This window comes from Bacillus sp. 1021 (assembly GCF_014534735.1).
Taxonomy (GTDB): Bacteria; Bacillota; Bacilli; order Bacillales; family Bacillaceae; genus Bacillus; species Bacillus siamensis.
Genome location: NZ_JACVSR010000002.1, coordinates 810,408 through 833,842, shown reverse-complemented (window position 1 = coordinate 833,842; position 23,435 = coordinate 810,408). Strand labels below are relative to the sequence as shown.

Annotated in this window: 21 protein-coding genes; 7 read left to right on the top strand and 14 right to left on the bottom strand. The window is 47.4% G+C overall.

Annotated features, from left to right (window positions below):
* Nucleotides 1–14: 14 nt before the first annotated feature.
* The 4 genes from ICW23_RS10895 to ICW23_RS10880 all read right to left on the bottom strand — a co-directional run bounded on the left by ICW23_RS10895 (nt 15) and on the right by ICW23_RS10880 (nt 3,530).
* Nucleotides 15–836, bottom strand: a complete 822-nt coding sequence (locus tag ICW23_RS10895) for a sulfite exporter TauE/SafE family protein (protein WP_016938058.1) — start codon at nt 834–836, stop codon at nt 15–17.
* Nucleotides 837–855: 19 nt separating this feature from the next.
* Nucleotides 856–1,707 carry a DUF72 domain-containing protein gene (locus ICW23_RS10890; RefSeq protein WP_099744811.1) on the bottom strand — a complete coding sequence of 284 codons (852 nt, stop codon included), beginning with the start codon at nt 1,705–1,707 and terminating at the stop codon, nt 856–858.
* A gap of 26 nt (nt 1,708–1,733) precedes the next feature.
* Nucleotides 1,734–2,087, bottom strand: coding sequence for a YunG family protein (locus ICW23_RS10885; RefSeq protein ID WP_188154494.1), 354 nt, complete (start codon nt 2,085–2,087; stop codon nt 1,734–1,736).
* A 99-nt stretch (nt 2,088–2,186) separates the two neighbouring features.
* The gene (locus ICW23_RS10880; RefSeq protein WP_045926039.1) at nt 2,187–3,530 is read right to left on the bottom strand and encodes an allantoinase; all 1,344 of its coding nucleotides are present in this window, start codon (nt 3,528–3,530) and stop codon (nt 2,187–2,189) included.
* A gap of 174 nt (nt 3,531–3,704) precedes the next feature.
* Between ICW23_RS10880 and pucR the strand changes: the two genes are divergently transcribed.
* From pucR to uraH, 5 genes are all read left to right on the top strand, one after another.
* A complete protein-coding gene (pucR, locus tag ICW23_RS10875) occupies nt 3,705–5,300 on the top strand; it encodes a purine catabolism transcriptional regulator PucR (protein ID WP_188154493.1) in 1,596 nt (531 codons plus the stop codon).
* A gap of 144 nt (nt 5,301–5,444) precedes the next feature.
* On the top strand, nt 5,445–6,794 hold the full coding sequence (locus tag ICW23_RS10870; RefSeq protein WP_188154492.1) for a nucleobase:cation symporter-2 family protein: 1,350 nt from the start codon (nt 5,445–5,447) through the stop codon (nt 6,792–6,794).
* 5 nt (nt 6,795–6,799) lie between these two features.
* The gene (locus ICW23_RS10865; RefSeq protein ID WP_188154491.1) at nt 6,800–8,092 is read left to right on the top strand and encodes a nucleobase:cation symporter-2 family protein; all 1,293 of its coding nucleotides are present in this window, start codon (nt 6,800–6,802) and stop codon (nt 8,090–8,092) included.
* A gap of 12 nt (nt 8,093–8,104) precedes the next feature.
* Complete coding sequence (gene pucL, locus ICW23_RS10860; RefSeq protein WP_188154490.1) at nt 8,105–9,589, top strand: factor-independent urate hydroxylase; 1,485 nt, start codon at nt 8,105–8,107, stop codon at nt 9,587–9,589.
* Entirely contained in the window at nt 9,589–9,936 is a 348-nt protein-coding gene (uraH, locus tag ICW23_RS10855; RefSeq protein WP_016938050.1) for a hydroxyisourate hydrolase, read from the top strand. Before pucL ends, uraH begins: the two co-directional genes overlap by 1 nt.
* 75 nt (nt 9,937–10,011) lie before the next feature.
* Here uraH and ICW23_RS10850 read toward each other — a convergent pair whose 3' ends face one another.
* The 8 genes from ICW23_RS10850 to allC all read right to left on the bottom strand — a co-directional run bounded on the left by ICW23_RS10850 (nt 10,012) and on the right by allC (nt 18,761).
* Nucleotides 10,012–10,704 carry an aspartate/glutamate racemase family protein gene (locus ICW23_RS10850; RefSeq protein WP_045926034.1) on the bottom strand — a complete coding sequence of 231 codons (693 nt, stop codon included), beginning with the start codon at nt 10,702–10,704 and terminating at the stop codon, nt 10,012–10,014.
* A 135-nt stretch (nt 10,705–10,839) separates the two neighbouring features.
* Nucleotides 10,840–11,361 carry a xanthine dehydrogenase subunit E gene (pucE, locus tag ICW23_RS10845; RefSeq protein WP_016938048.1) on the bottom strand — a complete coding sequence of 174 codons (522 nt, stop codon included), beginning with the start codon at nt 11,359–11,361 and terminating at the stop codon, nt 10,840–10,842.
* On the bottom strand, nt 11,352–13,589 hold the full coding sequence (gene pucD, locus ICW23_RS10840; protein WP_188154489.1) for a xanthine dehydrogenase subunit D: 2,238 nt from the start codon (nt 13,587–13,589) through the stop codon (nt 11,352–11,354). Before pucD ends, pucE begins: the two co-directional genes overlap by 10 nt.
* On the bottom strand, nt 13,590–14,423 hold the full coding sequence (gene pucC / locus ICW23_RS10835) for a xanthine dehydrogenase subunit C (protein ID WP_016938046.1): 834 nt from the start codon (nt 14,421–14,423) through the stop codon (nt 13,590–13,592).
* Complete coding sequence (gene pucB, locus ICW23_RS10830) at nt 14,420–15,037, bottom strand: xanthine dehydrogenase accessory protein PucB (protein WP_016938045.1); 618 nt, start codon at nt 15,035–15,037, stop codon at nt 14,420–14,422. Before pucB ends, pucC begins: the two co-directional genes overlap by 4 nt.
* Nucleotides 15,034–16,026, bottom strand: a complete 993-nt coding sequence (locus ICW23_RS10825) for an XdhC family protein (protein ID WP_016938044.1) — start codon at nt 16,024–16,026, stop codon at nt 15,034–15,036. Before ICW23_RS10825 ends, pucB begins: the two co-directional genes overlap by 4 nt.
* 229 nt (nt 16,027–16,255) lie before the next feature.
* Complete coding sequence (gene pucG, locus ICW23_RS10820) at nt 16,256–17,506, bottom strand: (S)-ureidoglycine--glyoxylate transaminase (RefSeq protein WP_016938043.1); 1,251 nt, start codon at nt 17,504–17,506, stop codon at nt 16,256–16,258.
* A 16-nt stretch (nt 17,507–17,522) separates the two neighbouring features.
* Nucleotides 17,523–18,761, bottom strand: a complete 1,239-nt coding sequence (gene allC, locus ICW23_RS10815) for an allantoate deiminase (RefSeq protein WP_095241382.1) — start codon at nt 18,759–18,761, stop codon at nt 17,523–17,525.
* 415 nt (nt 18,762–19,176) lie between these two features.
* Here allC and ICW23_RS10810 point away from each other — a divergent pair, with 415 nt between their 5' ends.
* On the top strand, nt 19,177–20,043 hold the full coding sequence (locus tag ICW23_RS10810; RefSeq protein WP_095241381.1) for an endonuclease I family protein: 867 nt from the start codon (nt 19,177–19,179) through the stop codon (nt 20,041–20,043).
* A 598-nt stretch (nt 20,044–20,641) separates the two neighbouring features.
* Here ICW23_RS10810 and ICW23_RS10805 read toward each other — a convergent pair.
* Nucleotides 20,642–20,968 (bottom strand): AzlD domain-containing protein, encoded by a 327-nt coding sequence (locus ICW23_RS10805; protein WP_016938040.1) that lies wholly within the window; start codon nt 20,966–20,968, stop codon nt 20,642–20,644.
* Nucleotides 20,959–21,687: an AzlC family ABC transporter permease gene (locus ICW23_RS10800; RefSeq protein ID WP_016938039.1), complete on the bottom strand. Its 729-nt coding sequence runs from the start codon at nt 21,685–21,687 to the stop codon at nt 20,959–20,961. Before ICW23_RS10800 ends, ICW23_RS10805 begins: the two co-directional genes overlap by 10 nt.
* Nucleotides 21,688–21,817: 130 nt before the next feature.
* Between ICW23_RS10800 and pdxR the strand changes: the two genes are divergently transcribed.
* Entirely contained in the window at nt 21,818–23,299 is a 1,482-nt protein-coding gene (gene pdxR / locus ICW23_RS10795) for a MocR-like pyridoxine biosynthesis transcription factor PdxR (protein ID WP_188154488.1), read from the top strand.
* The last annotated feature ends 136 nt before the right edge of the window (nt 23,300–23,435 follow it).

Genomic DNA, 23,435 nt, shown 5'->3' with positions numbered 1-23,435 from the left:
ATCTCTCCTACCTTTTAGCTGAATATCCCTTGATAAATCAATTCACAGCCGATCAAAATCAAGACGATCCGCATGAAAAGCACGATCGTTTTCGTCTGCACCCGCTTGTTGACCCACGCGCCCATTTTACCGCCGAACCAAGCGCCCGGAATAAGGCACAGCGCATACAGCCAATTGACATGGCCCTCTGCGATATGTGACACGGAACCTGTCACGGAGGATAAGAAAATAATGAGCATTGACGTTGCCACAGCCACTTTCGGCGGGAACAAAAATAACAGCATCATGGCCGGAACCATAAGAGAGCCGCCGCCAATGCCGAAAAGACCGCCCAATAAGCCGACGAAAAAGGCAATCGCGATACCGGTAAACATACGGTACGAATATGTATAAAGCTCACCTGATTCATCCTCAAATGTCCGGATCATGCCTTTATGCGCTTTATTGACCGGTTTTGCTTTCGCCTTCAGCATTAATGTAATGGAAATCAAGATCATAAAAAGTCCGAACCAGACGGAAAACGTATGCGCATTAAAGAGTTTAGACAAATACGCGCCGATGATGCTTCCCGGGCCGGAACCGATAAAAAAGATCAGCCCGCTTTTGTAATCAACGGTTTTATATTTCATATAGGCCAGAGTTGATGACAGACCCGTAAATATAATCACCAAAAGGGACGTGCCGATGGCAGTCTGCGGTGTTACGTCATGGAAAAACGGAGTCATCGTGCTTAAATAGAGCATTGCGGGCACAATAATAATTCCTCCCCCAAGCCCGATCAGGCTGCCGACCGTTCCCGCGATAAATCCTAATATAATTAAAATAAGATAAGACATGTGTCTTGAAACCTCTTTTCTAGCTGAATAGGTCAAGCTGCTTCGGAGCAAGCCCGGTATATTGTATATCTAGCATTTCAAGCATCTCAAGGCCGTTGTCGGCGGCGTCTCCGCCTGAGTTATTATTGAAGAGCACGTACAGATTGCGCGACTGCTTTTTCAGCTCCTGAAGATTGTTTTTCCAATCTTTGAGTTCCTGTTTATTATAGCGGTATAAATATCTGACCTCACGCCAGTTTTGCCCGCCGTCAGGTTTGACCCAGCCCTGCTTGTTCCGTCCGTGAAAACGGACAAGCGTTTTTTCTTCATCCGTTGCTTTCAGGACGGCCGGAATGCTGCCCTCGCCGATTTGCGGCTCGTCACATATGGTGTGAATCCAGCCTTCCGACTTCATAAAGGAAAGCGTCTGCTCGTAAAACGGCGGGGAAAACCATGACCTGTTGCGGAATTCAAGCGCACACGGGATATCACCCATCTGCTGCCTGCACCATCTTAAATATGCGACGTTTTCTTTCTTGCAGTCAAACCACGGCGGGAATTGGAACAGCACCATGGCAAGCTTTCCATGCTCTATATACGGCGTCAATGACAGCTTAAACGCTTCAAACATCTCTTCCTTCGTTTCAAAAGGAATATCGCCGCGCTGATGGCCCGTCATCCCTTGATATGCTTTGATGATAAATTGAAAAGTTTCCGGCGTCTCTTTGACCCACCTCTCGTTATTACGGGCGGGCTGTATCGCGTAAAAGCTCGCGTCCAGCTCAACGATGGGAAAATGGGAGGAATACGCCTGCAGTTTTTGCGGTCCCGCCGTTTTAGGCGGATAGATGCTGTCATGATCCCCCCAACCCGTCAGTCCGATATAAATCACATTCCTTCACCTCTCACTCTAGTTTATCACAGGTGTTTTTCTCTTTCCGTCTCCATGTTTTGTCTGAATGCAGTTTTCAGATACCGGTATTGATGTTCATTGGTGTCCGAAAATGCTTCACTTCTGGTAGAAGGGATATGCTGATAGACGACCGGCTCCGAAAACTGTTCCCTCGTGAAATCGTATATCTCCCCTTCTATTCGGTTATAAAAATGCCAGCTTGTGCCGGTTTTTGTTTTGAGAATGTCACCGCCGTAAACATCTTGGATGACTAAAGCCGTCACGCCGCACTGGCCTTTGGCCGGGCATTCTTCCGTCCATTTTGTACTGGACTGCCGCGACCAGGATGCCGTTAATATGTTCAAGATTTGATCATACAATGTGTTTTACTCCTTTTTATAAAAAGATACCACGTTGATGAAATTTTAAAAACAAGCAGGGCGGAAATCAAAAAAACCCGGCGGTAAAATCCGCCGGGCTTACGAAGGAACGACCAGCGTTCCGTCAATGCCTTCTTTTGCTTTCTTCCCGTCACTGTACACGCACCGGCCTTTGCTGTATGTAGCCGAAATGCGGGAGGGAAAGGTATGTCCTTCGTAAAGGCTTAGCTTATGCTTTGCAAACATCGATTCTCTTGTGACAGTGTACGGCTCCATGCTGACGAGCACAAAATCCGCATCACACCCTGCTTCCAGCCGCCCTTTTTTCTGAAGGCCGAATCGCCGCGCAGGTGCTGCCGCTGTCCATTCAGCGATGGTTTCAAACGGAATCTGATGCTCAAGCGCGAGTTCCAGCATCCCTAATAAAGTAAACTGCCCGCCGCTGATTCCGCCCCATGATAAAAACAGATTATCCTCCCGCTTCAAGGATGGACGGCAAGGGGAATGGTCAGAGGAAACCATGTCAATGTGCCCCGCAATGAGCGCCTCGATCAGCGCTTCCTGCGACTCCCGCGGCCGGAGCGGAGGCGCGCATTTTGCGACAGAGCCCTTTTCCCGTAAATCGTCATGGCTGAACAAGACATAATGCGGGCATGTTTCGACTGAAACATCGAGCCCTTCCTGTTTCGCCTCTCTGATCAGCCGAACCGCTTTCGCCGTGCTGATATGAACAAAATGCACCGGGCACCCTGTCACCCTCGCATACTGAATGGTGCGATATACCGCTTCAGCTTCAGCTTCCTCCGGGCGGGAGGCGGCGTACGCATCCGCATCCACCTTTCCTTCATTGGCCAAAACCATCTGCAAATAACTTGTGAGCGCGTCGCTTTCCGCGTGAAGAGCGAGGATTTTCCCTGTTGCCGCGATTTCCGCCATGCCTTTGAGCAATGTCCGTTCATCAACAGAGCGGAACTCATCTGTGCCTGATCTTGATAAAAATGCTTTAAATCCGATCGCTCCCGCTTCAGCCATCGGACGGATGTCCTCGATATGGCCGGGCACCAGGCCGCCCCATAGCGCAAAATCCACGGCTGATTTTTGTCTGCCGAGTTCAGCTTTTGCGTGTAGATGCTCTGCCGTTACGGTTGACGGGATGCAATTGAGCGGCATATCAAAATAGGTAGTGCAGCCGCCTGCCGCCATCATTTGAGAGCCTGTTTCAATCCCCTCCCAGTCCTCTCTGCCCGGTTCATTGAAATGAACATGGCAGTCTATCGCACCGGGAAACACGTACTTTCCGTCTGCTTGGATGATTTCTGCCCCGCTTGTTTCAATGACAGAACCCACCTCGGCAATGATACCGTTTTGAACTGCGATATCAACTTCCTTCACACCATCTGGCGTAACTGCCTTCGCACCTTTTATCACCATATCGTAAGCCATACCGATCCCCCCATGTCAGGTTGACGATTTTTCATGTCAGTTTATGTAACACAATCCATTCTATTTTCAACAGTTTACTGCTACTATAATCGTATTACATCAGCAAAACCGCTAGAATTCCTATTGAAAATTATTCATCTTAACCAATCTTTTTATAGAAAAGGAGAATACGCTATGAATATTTTTGATGTGATGAGAATACCGGCTTTTGAAAACGCCCATTTAATCGCTGGAAAAGCAGGAGGGGAAAGAGAGGTTCAGCATGTCAATATGATGGACGCACCGGATATTGCAGACTTCCTGCACAAGAATGAATTGCTCGTCACCACCGCGTATCACCTGAAGGATCACCCGGACCAGTTATCTGAATTGATTCGGCAAATGGCAAAACGCGGCTGCGCGGGTCTCGGCATTAAAACAAAGCGCTACTTGGAGGATATCCCGCAAGAAATCATCGAACTGGCCGATTCATACGCGTTTCCGATCATTGAGCTTCCGGAACACATCCGTCTCGGCGATATTGTGAATGCAACACTCAGCCGTATTCTCGATATGCGTTCCAGCGAGCTTCAGCAAGCCATTTACGCGCACAAAAAATTCACAAACCACATTATGAGCGGCAAAGGGCTGCAATCTCTCCTCAAAAAGGTCTCAGACCTGCTTCAGATACCCGTACTGCTTCTGGACCAGCATGCCAAAATGCTGTCTGCGTCCCATCAGATCTCAATTGAGACCGAAAAGCTAAAAAGAGTCCTGAACACCGTATCCGGGCCGTTTTTCACTTGTTTTTCTGCAATCTCCGATCAGAAAACATATTCCGTCCTTCCTATTTATAATCATGAAAAAAACTGCGGCTTCCTGCTGATACCGGACATGGTGCAGGCCGGCGACAAAGGATTGATTCTCACCATAGAGCAAGCGGCCAACGTAATATCCTTTGAACTGCTGAAGGAAAATGCGCTGAAGCAATTCAGCCGGCGTGCGCGCAATGAGTTTTTCAGCAATTTTATTGAGCGCACATTTTCTTCAGATGATGAAATCAAAAACCGGGCGAAGGAATTCAAGCTGTGCTGGGATCAAAAATACATGTGCATCGCCGGCAAACTCGACCGGAATAACGATTCGATCAGCTTCACAGAAAATCAGCTCGCCTCCGACGGTGTCTTCGACTTTCTTGAAGGTGAATTATCAGCCTTCCCATTTCCACCCCACCTTTTTATAAAAGGAAATGTCGGCATTATTCTGATAGAAGCGACAGACAGCTGGAATGAAATGCACGCCTCGGTGATCAGCTTTTTAGAGCAGTTCCAAACACAGGTCAGAGCTCAATTTAAGCGGACGGTGTCCTTTGGCATCAGCAATATATGCCAAAAGCTCATTGACGTGCCCGACGCATTCACAGAGGCTTCTGATGCTCTGCACTCTGGGCATTTGTCAAGAAGCACGGAGTTTATCCAGGTGTATCACGCGAAAGATGTGCCCGAGCTTCTCCGCCTGCTTCCGGTTGAGGATTTGAAGAAGTTTTACAGCTCCACGCTTCAAAGCCTCGCTGAAAAACAGCAGGAGGATCAAAGCCTGCTTCATACCCTGTCCGTCTATTTAGAAACACACTGCCAAATCTCCGAGACGGCAAAGCGTCTGTACGTTCATCGCAATACGGTCATCTACCGCCTTGAAAAATGTGAGGATCTGCTGGGCAAAAGCTTAAAAGATCCTGAAACGACGATGCGTTTGCGGCTGGCCTTACGGATGCAGCGGCTGATCAGCTAGCATCCGTCACATAATCTTACAAACTAAATCGTTTTTCGTCACTTCCAGCAATAATGCCTGTCTTTTTCAGCTACTGTACCCAATGACACCTAAAAATCAGCACGCTATCATGTTACTAAAGTTTACATACAAGGAGGGACTATGTTGAAACAAAGATCGTTTGCGGTGTTTTCTCTTGGCCTTCAGCATGTGCTGGCCATGTATGCAGGTGCGATTTTAGTGCCCCTGCTTGTCGGCAGGGCGCTGAATGTAACCTCTGAACAGCTGTCTTACCTGTTGGCGATTGACCTGTTAACGTGCGGCATCGCGACGCTTTTGCAGACCTTGCGCGGCGCACACATCGGGATCGGGCTTCCCGTCATGCTGGGCAGTTCCTTTGTGGCCGTCACCCCGATGATCGCAATCGGCGCCAATTACGGCATTCACGCGGTTTACGGTTCCATCATCACAGCCGGTGTGTTCATCTTTTTGTTTGCGCGTTTTTTCGGCAAGCTGACCGTGTTATTCCCTCCTGTCGTAACAGGAACCGTTGTGACCTTAATCGGCCTATCACTTGTTCCGGCAGGTGTGAAAAATATGGCCGGCGGCGAAAAAATAAACGGCAGCGCCAACCCCGAATACGGTTCGCTCGAAAACCTTCTTCTCTCTGTCGGCGTTCTTGTTCTGATCTTAGTCCTCAACCGCTTTCTCAAAGGGTTTGCCCGAACGCTGTCTGTTCTGATCGGAATCGCCGCCGGAACAACGGCAGCAGCGATCATGGGCAAAGTCAGCTTTTCTGCTGCTGCTGAAGCCCCGTTCTTCCAAATCCCGAAACCGTTTTATTTTGGAGCCCCTTCATTTGAAATCGGACCAATCTTAACGATGCTGATCGTCGGAATGGTCATTATCGTCGAATCAACTGGCGTTTTCTACGCAATCGGCAAGATATGCGGCAGATCTTTAACCGAAAAAGATCTTGTCAAAGGCTACCGGGCGGAGGGAATCGCCATTCTCATCGGCGGATTGTTCAACGCCTTTCCTTATAATACCTTTGCGCAAAACGCCGGCTTATTGCAGCTCACGAAAGTGAAAACAAGAAATATCGTTGTTACAGCAGGCTGTATCCTTGTCTGTCTCGGGCTGATACCGAAGATTGCCGCCCTTGCTTCTGCCGTTCCTGCTGCTGTACTTGGCGGCGCAACCGTTGTCATGTTCGGCATGGTGATTGCCTCAGGCGTTAAAATGCTCAGCACAGCGGATCTCAAAAACCAATACCACCTCTTGACCATCGCATGCTCAATCGCACTCGGCATCGGCGCCAGCACGGTCCCCGGGATTTTCGCTGAATTCCCCGCTCCAATCAGAATTCTGGTCAGTGACGGCACGATCACCGGCAGCCTGACCGCCATCTTTTTGAATTTATTTTTCAGCCTGCGCGGCAAAAAAGAAAAAACAACACAGAATACTGAACTTCCGGCATTAGATCATACACTCGCATTAGAAAAAGAGGTGTAAAAAAGATGAAGAAACAGCAAAATGCCTTTCAGCTGGCGATACTCGGACTTCAGCATATGCTTGCCATGTATGCGGGAGCGATTCTCGTTCCGCTGATCGTCGGAGCGGCGATCGGGCTGAATGCGGGGCAGCTGACATATTTAATCGCGATCGATTTGTTCATGTGCGGGGCGGCGACTCTTTTGCAGCTGTGGAAAAACCGGCTTTTCGGCATCGGCCTCCCCGTTGTGCTCGGATGTACGTTTACCGCGGTCGGCCCGATGATTTCCATCGGCAGCACATACGGTGTCTCAGCGATCTATGGCTCCATTATCGCCGCAGGGCTGATTGTCGTCATTGCCGCGGGCTTCTTCGGAAAGCTTGTCCGTTTTTTTCCGCCTGTCGTGACCGGCTCAGTCGTCATGATCATCGGCATCAGCCTGATTCCGACGGCAATGAATAACCTGGCCGGAGGTGAAGGAAGCAAAGACTTCGGCTCACTGGACAATGTGCTCCTCGGGTTTGGCGTCACGGCTTTTATCTTATTGCTGTTTTATTTCTTTACAGGCTTTATCCGCTCCATTTCGGTTTTGCTCGGCCTTATCGCAGGTACAGCGGCCGCATTCTTCATGGGAAAGGCCGATTTTTCTAATGTCATGGAGGCGTCCTGGCTTCATATTCCGTCTCTGTTTTATTTCGGCATGCCGACCTTTGAGCTGCCGGCTGTTGTGACGATGCTGCTCGTTGCGATTGTCAGTCTGGTCGAATCGACAGGTGTTTACTTTGCGCTTGCCGATATCACAAACCGCAGGCTGTCGGAGAAGGATCTGGAAAAGGGCTACCGGGCGGAAGGCCTTGCGATCGTGCTTGGCGGCTTATTTAACGCGTTTCCCTATACCGCTTTCTCGCAAAATGTCGGTATTGTCCAGCTGTCAAAAATGAAAAGTGTCAACGTCATCGCCGTCACGGGAATGATGCTGATGGCAATCGGACTGGTTCCAAAAGCAGCGGCACTGACAACAGTGATTCCAACCCCCGTTCTCGGCGGCGCGATGATCGTCATGTTCGGCATGGTCATTTCTTACGGGATCAAAATGCTTTCCAGCGTTGATCTCGACTCGCAAGCCAATCTGCTGATTATTGCCGCTTCCGTCAGCTTAGGGCTCGGCGCAACGACAGTTCCCGCGTTGTTTTCATCTCTTCCGGGAGCGGCTTCAGTCTTGGCAGGAAGCGGAATTGTGATCGGCAGTTTGACGGCCATTGCATTGCACGCTTTTTTTCATACCAAACAGCCGGATCACGCTGAAATAAAAACGTAAAGGAAGATGCCAATGTTCACTATCGATGACCTGAATCAAATGGAAAGACACACACTGACAGACACGCTGGGATCTATTTTCGAACACTCTTCATGGATTGCGGAGGAAGCTGCGGAATTACGCCCGTTTTCTTCCCTTTCTGACCTTCACCGCAAAATGGCCGGCATTGTAAAAGCTGCGGACCGCCAGACGCAGCTTGATTTAATCAACAAGCATCCCAGGCTCGGAACAAAGAACATAATGAGTGATGCCTCAGTAAGCGAGCAGCGAAACGCAGGGCTCAGCAAATTAGAACAAGAGGAATACGAGGAGTTTCTCAAGCTGAATGAACACTATTATGAACGCTTCGGCTTTCCTTTTATTTTAGCGGTAAAGGGGAAAACGAAACAGGACATTCACCGGGCCCTAGTGAAAAGGCTCGAGAACGAACAGGAAACCGAGTTCCAGCAAGCCCTTATCGAAATTTACCGCATCGCCCGCTTTCGGCTGGCTGACATCATAACTGAAAAAGGAGAGACGCAAATGAAAAGAACCATGTCTTACGGCAAAGGAAATGTATTTGCATACCGAACGTTTTTAAAACCGCTCACAGGAGTAAAGCAAATCCCAGAATCATCTTTTGCCGGGAGAAGCAATACCGTTGTCGGCGTTGATGTGACATGCGAAATTGGCGGAGAAGCCTTCCTGCCGTCATTTATAGACGGGGATAACACCCTCGTTGTGGCTACAGACTCAATGAAAAACTTTATTCAGCGCCATTTCGCTTCCTATGAAGGGACTACAATTGAGGGATTCTTACACGATGTGGCTCACCGATTTTTAAATACGTATTCTCATATGGACACGATTACTCTGACAGGCGAAGAGATTCCATTTGAAGCAATGCCCGCATATGAGGCGCAAGAGCTCCGCACAAGCCGGCTCGTTTTCAGAAGATCGCGCAATGAACGGGCTCGTTCTGTGCTGAAAGCGGAACGAATCGAGGATACCATAACGATTAAGGAGCAATACAGCGAAATCATAGATCTCCAGCTCGTCAAGGTGAGCGGCAACTCCTTCGTCGGCTTTATTCGCGACGAATATACGACTCTCCCCGAAGACGGCAACCGCCCGCTGTTTGTCCATCTAAACATTGGCTGGCATTATGAAAACACAAATGACGCATACGCTTCTGATCCCGCCCGCTACGTCGCCGCTGAACAAGTCCGCGACTTGGCAAGCGCCGTATTTCACGAGCTTGAAACCCCTTCAATCCAAAATTTAATCTATCATATCGGCTGCAGAATTTTAACGAGATTCCCGCAACTCACTGAAGTCAGCTTCCAATCTCAAAATCACACATGGGACACAGTCGTGGAAGAAATTCCGGGGTCCAAAGGAAAAGTCTACACCGAACCGCGCCCGCCATTCGGCTTCCAGCGTTTTACCGTGACAAGAGAAGACGCCGAGAAAGAAAAACAGAAAGCCGATGAAGCCTTAGGGAGCCTGAAGGCTTGATGGGAAAGCTGACGACCCATATCTTAGATTTAACCTGCGGCAAACCCGCGGCGAACGTAAAAATCGAATTGAAGCGGCTGGGCGGCGGAGGCTTTAGGAAAGAGGCATACACTAACGATGACGGCAGAGTCGATGCGCCGCTTCTCGCAGGTGAAGAGCTGGTGTCCGGAGAGTATGTGATGGAGTTTCATGCAGGGGACTATTTCGCGAGTAGAAACGTGAACACAGCCGCTCAGCCGTTTTTAACCATCGTCACCGTCAGGTTTCACATTGCAGATTCTGATGCGCATTATCATATCCCGCTTTTGCTGTCGCCGTTTGGTTATCAGGTGTATAGGGGAAGTTAATTAAAAGGAAGCCCGCCGGTGAGGCGGGCTTCTCCAAGTATGTCTTACACTCTTTTTACTTGGCGGCATTCACAGCTACAAGGAAAGAGATGTATTCACTGCTGTTTGTGCATGAATGAAAGCCGTATCAAATAATGGCACTTCAGAATCCTCGGCTTTTACTAATAATCCAATTTCAGTACATCCGAGAATAATCCCTTCTGCACCTCGATCCACCAAATGATTGATAATCTTCTTATACATGGTTTTAGACGACTGTTTGATTTCGCCTAAACACAGCTCCTGATAAATAATATGATTGATTACTTCTCTTTCCTCATCAGCAGGCACAATGACATTGATATTGTGAGACTCAATACGTGATTTATAAAAATCTTGTTCCATCGTATACTTCGTTCCAAGTAAACCTACTGAACGAATACCTTGTCTTGTGATTTGATCGGCAGTTGCATCTGCAATATGTAAAATAGGGATGGTGATCATTTTCTGGATATAGCCAATCACTTTATGCATGGTATTTGTACATATGACGATAAAATCTGCACCGGCTTTTTCTAATGATCTCGCAGCCTCCCCCAAAGCTGCACCCGCCTTATCCCAAGCCCCTTCAGACTGATAGTGTTCAATCTCTTTAAAATCAACACTGTACAAAACGCATTTTGCAGAATGCAGCCCTCCTAGTTTCTTTTTTATCTCTTCATTGATCATTCGATAATATTCAGCCGAAGATTCCCAGCTCATTCCGCCAATAAGGCCGATCGTTTTCATATCACCACTCCTGAATTTTTCTCAGAATATAATCAATTATTCTAAAGTATCGATTAGTCTTATACAATTATTGATTTTCAGAAATGGCCTGCGGGGAAAATATCCCGAAGTTTTTTAGATACTAAAAGTCCGCTCTTAACAGCCGAACTCCCTTTTCCCTCTGTTGAGCTCTCTTCTAATCCTCCAAGCCGACCGCATAATTCCGCCATACCCGGTACACCGGCACAAATTCCCTGCCAGCCCTTCTTCTATGTCTTCATCTGTGGGATGCGGGTTTTCTTCGAACAATGCTTTAAGCGCAATGATCATTCCCGGCGTACAGTAGCCGCATTGGAAGCCGCCTTCTTCCAGGAAAGCGGTTTGGCACATGTCCAGCTCTTCTTTTTGAAGCCCCTCGATGGTTGTGATGGAATGGCCGTCTGCTTGATAGGCCATCGTCATGCACGCATTGGCAAGCTTCCCGTCAATTAAAATGGAGCATGCTCCGCAGCGGCCGATTCCGCAGGACACCTTTGTCCCGGTCAGCTGAAATTCCTTTCTAAGCAAATCACTCAGACGTGCCGTGGGAATGGCTGAAATCTCCCGCTCCTGCCCATTTACGGTCATTTGGTACTGTCCCTTTTTTACAGGAAGTGATCCAGCTTCTTTTACGTCCATTGCTTCAGCCCCTTTCTGTCTATCGCTTCAAGCAGCTCTTCTCTTGAAATCGGCAGCTTGTTTATCCAGCAGCCGACCGCATCATGGACAGCCTTTACAATAGCGGGAGTGATAGCGATCGTTCCGATTTCGCCAACTCCCCTCGGGCCATATGCGTCTCCCTTCATCAGTTCTTCTATTGCGATCACCTTCATGTTAGGAACATCTTTGACGACAGGGATTAAATAGTGATCGAGATTTTCCGCGGCATAACGGCCGTCCGTCATTTTGGCCTCCTCCATCAGCGTATAGCCGAGAGCCATGGCGGCGCCGCCTTCAATTTGGCCCCGATAACCCTGCGGACTGACAATCGGCCCTGCCGCAATAGCATGCTCACAATCTATCACTTTGACATCACCTGTTAACAGATCCACCTCCACTTCAACGGCGGCTGCTCCGAATGAGTAGAGAAAATGTCCGCCATCCACAGGATCAGGCGTTGTCGGAAAGTCAAATGCCGTTTCCTCTGCCAAAGGGCCTTTTTCAGCCAGCTCCTTATACGTCACCATGAGTGCCTCTGTGTGTTTGTCACGCAAGCCTTTAGCGCCGGGAATAAGGTTTTCCGCTGAACAGCCGCTCCATTCTGCCGCCCGTTTTTTCAAGCGGGAAAGAAACGGCTTCTTCAAACGCTGAATTGCGTGCCATACCATGCTTGTGCCGCGGGATGCCGTGGAGGAGCCTGACTTCGGCACCTTTGCGGTATCCCCGATCACAATGGAAATATCCTCTGCGGCACAGCCAAGCTCCTCTGTGACGATATGTTCAATCGCGGCCAGAATGCCCTGTCCGCATTCTTCAAATCCGAACGAAGCTGTGATTTTGCCGTCACTTGAAAGGGACAAACGGCCTCCCGCCGCATCCATTCGGCCATACCCCAGCCCGCCGCCGTGCATTGTTATTGCCGCTCCCGTGCCGCTCCGTATATACCCGGAGTACCGGCTTTTTCTTGTGAGAATGGGAGATTCAGAAATGGCATTTAACACCTTTGCCGCTCCGTCAGTCGGTGCAATCCGATGCTCCAGCGGCCCTAAGTCATACGGTTTTCTGATATTTTTTCTTCTCAGCTCCAACGGGTCGATACCAAGCCTATCACTGAGACGGTCGAGATGGGTTTCAAGGGCAAATGTGATTTGATTGCCGCCAAAGCCCCGGAATTCTCCCGCCACCCCGTTATTCGTAAACACAGATATCCCTTCCGTCCGGATATTCGGAATACGGTACGGCCCCGCGGCATGCTCGACAGAAAAATCAAGAACAGCGGGCCCAAGTGTGGCGTAAGCACCTGTGTCCGATACAATTTTCACGTCATGAGCCAAAAGCTTTCCTGTTTGATCAGCTCCCGTTTTTATTGTCACCTTCATCGGATGGCGCTTAATGCCAGAACGTACAGATTCCTTTCTCGTCTGATGAATTTTGACAGGGCGTCCGCTTTTCAGGGCCAAAAGCGCGGCATACGGCTGGATATTCAGCTCATCCTTTCCTCCGAACGAGCCGCCCATCGGACTCGACACCACCCTGATCTTCTCTTCAGGAATGTCAAAAATACGAGCAAGCTGGAAACGGTCTTTATAGCCGTGCTGTGTTCCTGAATACATCGTAAAGCTCCCATCATCCTCCGGAACGGCTGTGCCTCCTTCCGTTTCCATATACGTATGCATCTGCCGGGGCAGCTCATAGGTTTCTTCAAGAACTGTGTCACACACCCGAAACCCTTCTTCCGCATCACCGTGTGCAAAACATGCACGGTGCAGAATGTTGCCGTCCTCGTGCAGTTTATGCGCGTCCGGCAGAAGCGCTTTTTCCGGTGAATCAATGACCTCCAGTTCTTTATATTCAACGTGAATCAGCTCCAGCGCAGCCTCCGCGATTTCCTCCGTTTCCGCAGCCACGGCGGCAATCGCATCCCCGACATACCGTACTCTGTCCTCGCATAAAACCGGCTGATCAGGGATGACTATGCCAAATCGGTTTAATCCGGGAACATCTTTATGAGTGACGACAGCCCGCACACCTTCCATTTCTTCAGCTTTCATGGTGCAAATCGACACAATCTCCGCATGAGGATAAGCGCTTCTTAACACCTTGCCATGCAGCATTCCGCGAAAGCTGAGATCGGTCATATATTTCAGTTCCCCTGTGACCTTTTCTCTTCCATCCGGCCTGACTCTTGACGGTTTGTTGATCATCATTTATTCCCCTCCCTCAGCCATCAGCTCTGACATAATGACGTTAGCAGCCGCTTTTTTTCTGTATGCCGCTGACATAAAAGCATCTGCGGAAAATGGCAGCTCATGGATAAGCGTTTCGTACAGCTCGTGCGGATCACACCCTGACGCCATCCGCTTCGCTTCACTTTCCAGTAATCTTTCAGGTGTAATATCGGCATGGCCGGCAGCGAGACGAATGCCGCCGTCTTTCAAAAAACGTCCGGCCACAACAGCAGCCGCTCCTGTAAAAGCCTGGCGCCTCCCAAGCTTGCGGTAAAACACACGCTCTCCCTCCGCACGCGGGATGATGACACGCGTGACGATAGCAGCTCCATCGTTTTCATTTGCGAGCCAATCGCCAAGCGGCAGTCTGATCAGCTCGTTTTGATACACGACAAGCTCCGCATCAAGCACGAGCAAGAGCGGAAGCAAATCGCCGATTTTACTCGCGATGTTTCCGCCAATTGTGGCCCGGCTGCGGACACCCGGTGCGGCGACGGCGGAAGCAGCGTCGCTGAAACAGCCAAGCGCACTTTTGATGAAAGGATGCTTTCTGCATTCATTCAGTGTCGTGAGCGCTCCGATCGACACGTGGGTGTCACTGACGCTGATCCCCCTCATCTCTTCAATTCCTTCCAGACTGACAAGGTGCTGTTTCGGAAGAATTCCCTTATCCCACTGAAGCTGAAGCAGTGTGCTGCCCGATGCGGCACACACATCCGGGGCAAACTGCTCTAGAAGCGAATAGGCTTCATCGAGCGCTGCCGGTTTCCATAATTGAATGTTCATCCTCGCTTTTGGCACTTGCCCGTTCATACCATCACCCTCCTCACCATCTCATATTCCTCCGGTGTATCAATATCGTTCAGCTCCGCGTCTTCCTTTGCCTCCAAAACGGCTCCTCTTCCAAGCTGCCCGTTTTTCAGAAGTCTGCGGGCCCCTTCATCTCCCTTTAGCTTCTTTATATAAGGAAAACACGCTGCTGAGAAATAGATTGGCGGGGCAGGAGCGCCTAAAGATGAAGACACGGCAAACGACTCAGGTGCCATTGCCACAAGGGCATTGAGATGATCAACGGAAAGCTGCGGCTGGTCGGCTAACAAAATGACAACGCCGTCCGCTCCCATGCTTTCCGCTTTTCTCACCCCGCTGCTGACTGAATGCCCTTGACCTTTTTCTGCGTCTCGACAAACATGCAGATTCCAGCGTTTTCGAAAAGGCGGAGCGTGATAGGGTGCTCCCATCCATTCAAGGGAAGCATGTTTTGTCCGCTCGACGATCAGCACGTGATCAAGGCCGGACAGAAGAGCCGTTTTCAAGGAAAGCGATCCGATGGTTTCTCCTTTTAGCGGCAAAGCCAGCTTGTTTCGGCCCATCCTTTCGCTTTTGCCGGCAGCGAGAAACACGCCGATCAGATAGGGGCTTCTCATACAACCGCCAGCCGTTTTCTTGTTTGAATGATTTCGGCAACAACGCTGACGGCAATTTCCTCGGGGCCTTCCGCACCGATTGACAGCCCGACCGGACTGTAAAAGTGAGCCGGCGGCTGTTTACCGTTCAGCAGCCGCTTCGTGCGATTCGCCGAACCCAACAAACCGATATAATGAAGGTGTTGAGAAAATAAAAAGTCGATGATCGCTTGATCGTGCTGAAAATGGTGGGTTGCCACAACGGCTGCATCCTGCGGTAAAAACTGAAATTCACTGAGCATTTGTTCCGGAAAAGCGGTGATCAGCCGATCCGCTTTTGGGAATAGAGAGGATGTGCAATAAGCGGGACGCCAATCTGTCACGATCACAGAAAATCCTGTATCAGCCGCCAAATTGGCAAGCGGCACAATATCCGGTCCCGCTCCGAACAGAATGAGGCGCGGCTTCGGTTCAATCCGCTGCATAAACAGGTTGGCAGATGGATCAAAATGAGGTAAATGAAGCGCAGAAACGGTACGTTGTATGTCTTCCAGAGGCGCGCCCGGCCAATTCCCGAAATGCCCGTTTTCCGTCAGAAATAAAGAACGGGAGGAGTCAATCTGCGTAACGGCTGTTACTGCTTTGCCTGCATGAAGGCAGTCTCTCACTCTTTCATAGTGCCGTCTTTTTTCCTGAGTGATTGCTTCCGCATGAATATGAATCATGCCGTTGCACCCTGCTCCCATGCCCCAAGAAAGATCGTCCTCCGCCCGCATATCATAAGAAATCAGCGCTGACGTCAGCTGATCACCCAGCTCACTGATTCTGTGGAATAAATCTTCTTCCACACATCCGCCGCTCAGCAGGCCGACCCTTTCCCCATTTTTCTTAAAGAGCATAGAGGCGCCTGCTTTTCGATATGCGGAACCTTCTACTTGAACAATTGTCGCCAGCACAGCCTCTTCCTGATCTTCCAGGAGCGCATCTACCATCATGTGCAAATTTGCCAATGCTGTATCCCCCTCTCTCAAATTGTTGTGAGAATCAACAAGTTCAGCGTGATTTTATAGGTAACTTGTATAAAGAATAGATGATGGAAGAAAAAATGACTCATGCTTCGTCAGAAAATACAACACGGAGAAAGAAGATTTGTAAAAAGAGTCAAACGGAGAAAAACGGATTGGAGAAATAGCACATCATATGACTAAAAAAGCTTGCGGAGATTCCGCAAGCTTTTCTTTATACCGCCGCCTGACGGCCGGCGTTTTCATACACGTCAAGCGCCGCTTGGAGTGCTTTTCCCGCTTCGATCGCTGCACCATGCCTGAGCAGCACAGCCTCCAGCCCGGCAAGGACGAACAGCACGTTTTCTTTTCTGCAGCTGTAGCCCATCGTGCCGATTCTCCAGATCTTCCCCGCCAGCGGACCGAATGAGCTGGCGATTTCGATGCCGAATTGCGCCAGCAGCATGCGGCGGACAGACTCGCCGTCAATGCCGTCCGGAATTTCTACACAGGTGACAACAGGCATTTTGCAGCTGTCATCTCCAAACGGATTCAGCCCCATGGCCTGAATCCCTGCCGCTAATGCGTTCTCATGGCGGCGATGGCGCTCAAAGCGGGCTTCCAGACCTTCTTCAAGGACCAGCCTGACACCTTCACGCAAGGCATACAGCATCGTCGTCGCTTCTGTATGATGATTGAGCCGTCTTTCGCTCCAATAATCCTCAAGCTGGCTCAAATCAAAATAATTGCTTGTGATCGGCCGGTTTCCCGAAAGTGCTGCCCTATCCGCTTGTGTCGCAATCCCGCGCTCCACCTTTTTACGAGCCGCAATCACATCCGCCACCCGCTCATTATATGTAATCGGCGCCATTCCCGACGGAACAGACAAGCATTTTTGCGTGCCGCCGATGGCCGCGTCAATCTTCCATTCATCCACCTTTACCTCGCAGCCGCCGATCGTCGCGACTGCGTCGACAACAAACAATGCATTGTGTGCGCGGCAGGCTTCGCCGATTGCTTTCAGCGGGTGAATCCGCCCTGTCGAAGTTTCGCCGTGCACCATCGCCACGATTTTCGGCTTCACTTTTGTCATTTCCCGTATGATGTCCTCCGGGTCAAAAACCGTTCCCCATTCACACTCAAGCGTATGGACATTCGCCCCGTACCGCTCGGCAATTTCAGTCAGCAAATAACCAAAGCGCCCGTAAATGGGGACGAGCACATCATCTTCAGGTTCAATGATACTCGCCAGCACCGCTTCGATTCCCGCTCGAGAAGTGCCGTCAATCGGGTATGCCCAGCGGTTTTTTGTTTGAAACAGCTCCCGAAGCATTTCCATCGTTTCATTCATGATATCCGTAAACGCCGGATCAAATTGTCCGACAACAGGGGTGCTCATCACTCTTAATACACGCGGATCAACCTCAACAGGGCCCGGCGTCATAATCGTTCTTAACGGCGTGCATAATTCTTTTCTGCCTGACACAGCCATTCCTCCTTTATCAGTAAGCCAGTTTGTATAATAAATCAGTCAGTACGCGGACGCCGATCTCAAGCTGTCTGGCTGAGGTATATTCCTTCGGTGAGTGGCTGATGCCGCTTCGGCTAGGCACAAACAGCATACAAGCCGGATGGCGCCGTCCGATCATTTGCGCGTCATGCCCTGCTCCGCTCACCATTTCCTCACAGCTGATACCGTTTTCTGCCGCCGTTTCAAAAGCCGCATCCTTCAGCCTTTTGTCCATCGACACAGGCTCTATCCGCATATATTCATCAATCACGGCGTGAATTCCTTTTTGACGGCAAATTCGGTTGATCAAAACAGCCATGTCTTCATGAAATTGCTTCAGCACGCGCTGATTTTGATGGCGTATATCGATTGAAAACTGCACCCGCCCCGGAATGACATTGGCTACATTGGGTTCGGCCGTTATTTTGCCGCATGTCAGACGGAGCTCATCCGGCTGCTCTTCCGCGCGCAGAAGCAGTTCATGAATGATGCGGCTGCCTGCTGCGAGCGGGTCCTTGCGCCATTTCATGGAGGTAGTTCCTGCGTGATTGCATTCTCCTTCGAGCGTGACGAGATATCGTCTCTGCCCCGCAATACTTGTCACAATGCCGAGATCCCGTCCTGACATTTCCAACGTCTGCCCCTGTTCAATATGCAGCTCAACAAATGCGCTGATATCTGTCCTATATGCTGACTGAAACACACCTTTGCCAAAACCGCTCTCATGCATCGCTGTTTGGAGGGAGACTCCCGACTCGTCTCTTGGCTCTTTTGCATCTTGTTCTGAAAAAACACCCGTCATATTCCCCGACCCCCAATAGGTCATTGGAAAACGGCTGCCTTCCTCCTCACATAAGGAGACCGCCTCGAGCGTTTTTTTCGGCGCTCCGTATGTTTCCTTGAGCTGCTTGATCGCGAGCATTGCCGCCAGAACGCCATAAGCGCCGTCATACTTTCCCCCATTGATGACAGTATCAATGTGCGAACCGGTTACAATCACTTCATCCGGAGACTGGGTGCCCGAAAGCCTGCCGAAAACATTGCCGACGTCATCGAATCTTGTTTCAAGCCCGAATGAAGACATTTCCGTCTTCACTGCAAGCTGTGCGTCCATCCACTCTTTTGTGTACAAAAGCCTCGTTACACCGCCGTCTGCTGATGCGCCGTATTGGGCGAGCCATTCAATATAATCTGTGATGCTGTTTTTGACTGAAAGCTTCTGCTTCTCCATGTACTCCCCCCTCTGGCCGTTATGGTGACTTCATTATAGAAGGAGGAACACGACAGTTCATTGACAGATTAACCAAAAAAACGTTTATTTTTTGGTCACAGTATCTCATGTAAAGCCCAAAGAAAACACAGTAATCAGCCGCAATGGATGAAAGAACCAGCGAGAGGAAAAAGGAGGACAAAAAACCTTTCATATGAACAAGCCAAGCTTTGAGGGAGAAGCGCTGCGGAGATCGCGGGACGGATGAAAACAGAAATGCCGGCAGCTTGCCTCCCAACTGAAGCAAAAACCGGTCCTCAGGATATCCCCCAAAGGAACCAATTTACAATTTTAATGAAAAATATACAAAATGACACTTCTATCCTTTATATCAATTTTAGATAATAGATATGAGTTGATAAAAGGAGGGCAAGCGATGACAAAAAAAGCATGGTTTCTGCCGTTCGTCTGTGTATTACTGATTTCCGGATGGTTTGCGCCGGCAGCTTCAGCAAGCGCGCAAACCGCATTAAGCCTGAATGACCGATTGGCGTCTTCCCCTTCAGGAAAAATGAGCCTTCTCTCATTAGCCACACCCGCAGCACCCTACGCTGACACTGATACCTATTATGAAGGGGCTGACGGAAAAACAGGGAAATCGCTAAAAAGCGCCCTGCACCGCATCATCAGCGGACACACGATGCTGTCCTACAGCGAAGTATGGAACGCGCTGAAAGAAACCGATGAAGATCCGGCAAATCCGAATAACGTCATCCTGCTCTATACGAATGAATCACGGTCCAAAAACTTGAACGGCGGCAATGTCGGCGATTGGAACCGCGAGCACGTCTGGGCGAAATCCCATGGCAATTTTGGTACGGGCAAGGGACCCGGAACTGATATTCACCATTTGCGCCCGGCTGATGTCCAAGTTAACAGTGCCAGAGGAAATATGGATTTTGACAATGGCGGCACTGAATATAAGAAGGCACCCGGAAATTATTATGATGGCGATTCATGGGAACCCCGCGATGATGTAAAAGGCGATATTGCCCGCATGCTGTTTTACATGGCTGTCCGTTACGAAGGTGATGACGGCTATCCTGACCTTGAGCTTAATAATAAGACAGGCAACGGCTCGGCTCCTTATATCGGCAAACAATCTGTCCTGCTCGACTGGAATAAACAGGACCCGGTTGACGACCGTGAGCGAAAAAGAAATGAAATCATTTATGAGAAATACCAGCACAACCGCAATCCATTTATCGACCACCCTGAATGGGCCGGCGACATCTGGCCGTAAGAAAAAGGTGCTCCTTGTGAGGAGCACCTTTAGATAACTTTGGTAAACATATTCTGAGCAAAAGGGATACTCATTTAAGATAATTATACACACACAATACAAAATCATTCTTAGGAGGAGCTTTTAAAATACAAGACAAACAAAAAATAGACTAATTAGAAATTAAAATAACCGGTAGTTTTTAAGATTAATATCTTTCGAATATGAGCTTATTCGTAGGATACCAAAGAAAGTACGAAGTACCGGATTTATTGTGCAAAAGAGCTCTTACCTATTCCTTTAGAAAGACTGGCCCCTACCACTTGGATAGGTGTAACGAACGAATGAGATGCATTTGACAAGTTTTAGACATGGGAGCGAAAAGCTACAAGGGTTGCGTAGAGAATACGTACGACACATGGAAACTATTGGAGTTATTACTACCTTAAAATTCTTGTACTGTGGATAAGCGCTTGGCATCCAGCTCCAGCGCCTAGCCCCTCGAGGTCATAAGCGACTCATGAATTGAAGGTAAAGAGCACCTTCTATTCATGAGCGTCTTATTTGCCCGAGGCTGATCAAGGCACTTGCGCTTTTGTTCTTTCCTTTATATTTAAAATTATAGAAAATATCTTAGTAAACTAATAGTTATCATTCCTGCCACTACAGCACCTAGCAAACTCTTAGTTAATAAAACAACTAAAAAAGTTGGTATGATTCCTAATAACTCATGACTATTTGAGAGAGGTGAAAAATTATCATCTTCAAAAAGAAGTTCTTGACCCAACAAAGCAGTCATAACAGTAACCGGTACAAAACTTAGCCAACTCAAAAACCATTTAGGCAACTCTATTTTACTTAAAAAAAGGAGTGGGATTACTCTAGGTAATAATGTAACAATACCTGTACCTAAAACAATGAGTAAAATATCTAATCTCAATTCCATTTCTTAATCACCATCCCGACTGTTGAAGCAATAATAGTTGTCACCATGACGGCCCACATACCTGGCATTAAATAATTAACAGCGATCAAACAAAAAATTGTAAAGATAGCTATTGATATTTCGAGAGCTTTATTGGTCTTACTCAAAATCTGTAGAACCAATAGGCCAGCGAACATCGCAGGTAAAGCAAAGTCCATCCCTATAGACTCTGTATCTGTTACTAAACCTCCAAAAATACCTCCTAGGACATTAGCAAGTAACCAATTGATATATGCTGTTATATTTAATCCGAGTAGCCAAGAAAAACTCGCTTCCTTCCTATTTTCTAGATGATTGGATGCAACACCAAATGTTTCGTCCGTAATTTGCGAACCAATAACAAAGTTTTTCCAAGCGGAAAATTTACGACAATAAGGAGCTAAAGAAGCACTAAATAGCAAATGTCGTAGATTTACTAAAAAGATTGAAAAGAGAATGGAAGTAATTGCACTTCCAGCCAAAATCATTCCAGCTGTTACAAATTGTCCTGAACCTGCATAAAGGAATAGGGATAACAATGCAATTTCTAGAACACTTAGACCAGCTGTCTTTGCAACTACCCCTGCTGCAAAACCAATACTGAGATAACCAAACACAGTCGGCAAGCAAGCTTTCACACCATCCATAAAAGTTTCTTGGCTTTGTGCTGAACGTTTAAGTTGAAGAGCACTGTCTGACATACGAATTCCACCTTTTTATAATTTTCAAAATAAGTTATATTGTATGGTATGACCCTAATATAAACCAATAATTAGAATAACAGTCAACATAACACTATAACACCTTGATGGTTTTACGGAGGGATTAAATTTGAAAATTGAATTGAACAGATATAGTAGAATATCCCTTGTCCAACAAATATACGAAAATCTATCCGACAGAATACGGTCAGGGATATTAAATGAGGAGGAGTGTCTGCCTTCAATTAGGGAAATGTCCAAAAATTTAGAGGTGAGTTTTCTTACAGTTGTGAAAGCTTATGATCTACTTGAACAAAATAACCTTGTCAAAAGAGTACAAGGAAAAGGAACTTTTGTTAAATCGCATTCCATAAAGTGTGAAAAATCAAAAAACACGGGGAGTTCATACAAGTGGCAACTTTCAATACAAGATTATCTTCCAAGAACACATTTTGATACACATTACAATTCGTCAGATCATAGTTTACAATTTTCATTAGCAGCTATTGCTCCCTCTCTCTTGCCAAATAGATATCTAGAAAACGAGATTCATATAATGTTAGAAAAAAATCCTCTTATCTTATCAGAATATGGACCAATTCAGGGAGACTTAGATTTAAGAATAGCTATGAAACGAACTTTAAAGAAACAAAAAATTAATGTTAGCGAAAAGGATATTTTAGTTACAAACGGTACACAACAGGGAATAGACTTAGTAGCAAGGACATTTATTGGTCCAGGAGATGTAGTTATAGCAGAAGCGCCTACTTATCCAGCAGCATTAGACATATTCCGTTCGCGAGGAGCCTCAATTTTACCCGTTCCAATAGATAAAAATGGAATAAGAACAGACATATTAATTAAACTATGTGAAACAAAAAATCCTAAATTAATATATACAATCCCTAATTTCCACAATCCCACAGGAATAGTTCTTAGTGAAGATAGAAGAGAACAACTGTTAACAATTGCTCAAGAATTTAAAATAATAATTATTGAAGATGATCCTTGGAGTGAAATTTATTACAATGAAAAACCGCCAAATCCAATTAAAAGTTTGGATACTAAGGGGAATGTTATATATCTAAAAGGATTAAGTAAAACACTAATTCCTGGTTGTAGAATAGGATTACTAACTGCAGATGGGACTATTTTTAATCGTTTGGTATCATCAAAAATGAATGCTGACCTTGGAAGTCCTTTATTAACACAAAAAGCTTTATATCCACTCTTTCAATCTAAAAGAATGGAAGATCATATAAAAAAATTAAGAACTGCATTAAAAATAAGAAGAGATTTAGTAATTAGGTTGTTAAAGAAACATATGCCTGAAGGTGTTGAGTGGATAGAACCAAAAGGAGGATTAAATATTTGGATATCTATTCCTGAAAAGTGGGATACCAAACAGTTATTATTAGAATGTCAAAAGAAAAACCTATCTTTCCTACCAGGTTTTGTATGTTTTTCTGGTGAACCAGAAACAAATCATTTAAGATTAAGCTTTTCATATCTAAACGATAAGGTTTTAGAGACAGGAATTATAGAATTATGTAGAATCTTAAAAGAATTTTTATCAGTTACTCCTCCAGAGAATAGTCGACTAATATTATAAAATAGATATTTTAGTAACCTATTATCAAAAAAGAGCGAATATTAAAAATGTTCACTCAGGCTGTCGAGAAAATCTCGACGGCCTTTATTTTTCCTTAAAATATCCATTCTCCTGCAATAAAATAAAAGAAAGACTA

Coding starts and splice junctions, on each gene's coding strand:
- ICW23_RS10895 (WP_016938058.1), bottom strand. CDS start 836: ATGTCTTATCTTATTTTAATTATATTAGGATTTATCGCGGGAACGGTC.
- ICW23_RS10880 (WP_045926039.1), bottom strand. CDS start 3,530: ATGGCTTACGATATGGTGATAAAAGGTGCGAAGGCAGTTACGCCAGAT.
- pucR (WP_188154493.1), top strand. CDS start 3,705: ATGAATATTTTTGATGTGATGAGAATACCGGCTTTTGAAAACGCCCAT.
- ICW23_RS10865 (WP_188154491.1), top strand. CDS start 6,800: ATGAAGAAACAGCAAAATGCCTTTCAGCTGGCGATACTCGGACTTCAG.
- pucL (WP_188154490.1), top strand. CDS start 8,105: ATGTTCACTATCGATGACCTGAATCAAATGGAAAGACACACACTGACA.
- uraH (WP_016938050.1), top strand. CDS start 9,589: ATGGGAAAGCTGACGACCCATATCTTAGATTTAACCTGCGGCAAACCC.
- ICW23_RS10850 (WP_045926034.1), bottom strand. CDS start 10,704: ATGAAAACGATCGGCCTTATTGGCGGAATGAGCTGGGAATCTTCGGCT.
- pucE (WP_016938048.1), bottom strand. CDS start 11,361: ATGGACGTAAAAGAAGCTGGATCACTTCCTGTAAAAAAGGGACAGTAC.
- pucD (WP_188154489.1), bottom strand. CDS start 13,589: ATGATGATCAACAAACCGTCAAGAGTCAGGCCGGATGGAAGAGAAAAG.
- pucC (WP_016938046.1), bottom strand. CDS start 14,423: ATGAACGGGCAAGTGCCAAAAGCGAGGATGAACATTCAATTATGGAAA.
- pucB (WP_016938045.1), bottom strand. CDS start 15,037: ATGAGAAGCCCCTATCTGATCGGCGTGTTTCTCGCTGCCGGCAAAAGC.
- allC (WP_095241382.1), bottom strand. CDS start 18,761: ATGGAGAAGCAGAAGCTTTCAGTCAAAAACAGCATCACAGATTATATT.
- ICW23_RS10810 (WP_095241381.1), top strand. CDS start 19,177: ATGACAAAAAAAGCATGGTTTCTGCCGTTCGTCTGTGTATTACTGATT.
- ICW23_RS10805 (WP_016938040.1), bottom strand. CDS start 20,968: ATGGAATTGAGATTAGATATTTTACTCATTGTTTTAGGTACAGGTATT.
- ICW23_RS10800 (WP_016938039.1), bottom strand. CDS start 21,687: ATGTCAGACAGTGCTCTTCAACTTAAACGTTCAGCACAAAGCCAAGAA.